The 1,001-nt window shown below is 70.2% G+C and carries 1 protein-coding gene; it reads left to right on the top strand.

Translation table 11 applies throughout. The features are described from left to right. Positions 1 to 28: 28 nt before the first annotated feature. Positions 29 to 1,001: DUF3068 domain-containing protein (locus J7E86_RS15915; RefSeq protein ID WP_215082334.1), on the top strand; the 973-nt coding region annotated here is incomplete at its 3' end.

The raw sequence follows: 1,001 nt of genomic DNA, 5'->3' as shown, positions 1-1,001 counted from the left end.
CACCCCCTAGGCGCCGGGAGGCCGCGCCATGCGCCGCACAGCGAGCCTGATCCTCCTCGCCCTCGCCGTCCTCCTCACCGCCCTGTCGCCCCTGCTGCGCTGGTACGCCTTCCCCCGGCTGGCCAAGGTCCCGGCCGGCCGCTACCAGTCGGTCGTCATGGAGGCGAAGGACGCCACCCTCATCGACTACTCCACCCTGGAACCCAAGAGGGTCCCCCGCGTCACCGTGGTCCAGACGATCAAGGGCAATGTGGAGGAGGCCGACAAGGTCCGGAAGGCCACCGGCCGTGACGTGGTCGTCTGGGACACCCTCAGCTACGCCGCCGGCCCCGACGGCGCCATGGTCTCGCGCATCCCCGAGAGGTACGTCTTCGACGCCCACACCCAGCAACCCGTGCACGCGGCCGGCGAACACGTCGACGGCACCCCCGTGCGCCGCGAGGGTATCGCGTACAAATGGCCCTTCCTCGTGCGCAAGCACGACTACCAGTACTTCGACATGCAGACCCGCACCGCCGCCCCCATCCACTACCGGGGCACCCGTTCCTTCCACGGCCTGGACGTCTACTACTTCGAGCAGACCATCCCCTGGACCCGTGTCCCCCTGCCCCGCGCGCTGCCGCTCGGCATCTCCCCCGACACCGTCCGGCAGCTCGGCCTGGAGCGCTGGTACTCCACCAAGCGGATGTTCTGGGTCGACCCCGTCACCGGCGCACCCGTCAACGGCGAGGAGGTCCACCGGGAGGAGATGCGCTGGACCGGCCACCCGGAGAAGAAACCGATCACGGCCTTCGCGGGCCATGTGAAGATGCGCGCCGACTACGTCGACTCCACCGTCGCCCTCGTGACGTCCCAGCGCCGGCTCGTCCTGCTGCTCACCACCTGGCTCCCCTGGGGCTTCGCCGGACTCGGCGTCGCACTGCTGGCCCTGTCCCTCCTCCTGGAGGCCCGCTCCCGACGAGGAGGAACCCCTTCCCGACTAGGCCGTGCCCGGCGGATCT

This window comes from Streptomyces sp. ISL-11 (assembly GCF_018614525.1).
In the GTDB taxonomy this organism is placed as follows: Bacteria; Actinomycetota; Actinomycetes; order Streptomycetales; family Streptomycetaceae; genus Streptomyces.
This window is presented reverse-complemented; position numbering and strand designations above follow the sequence as displayed.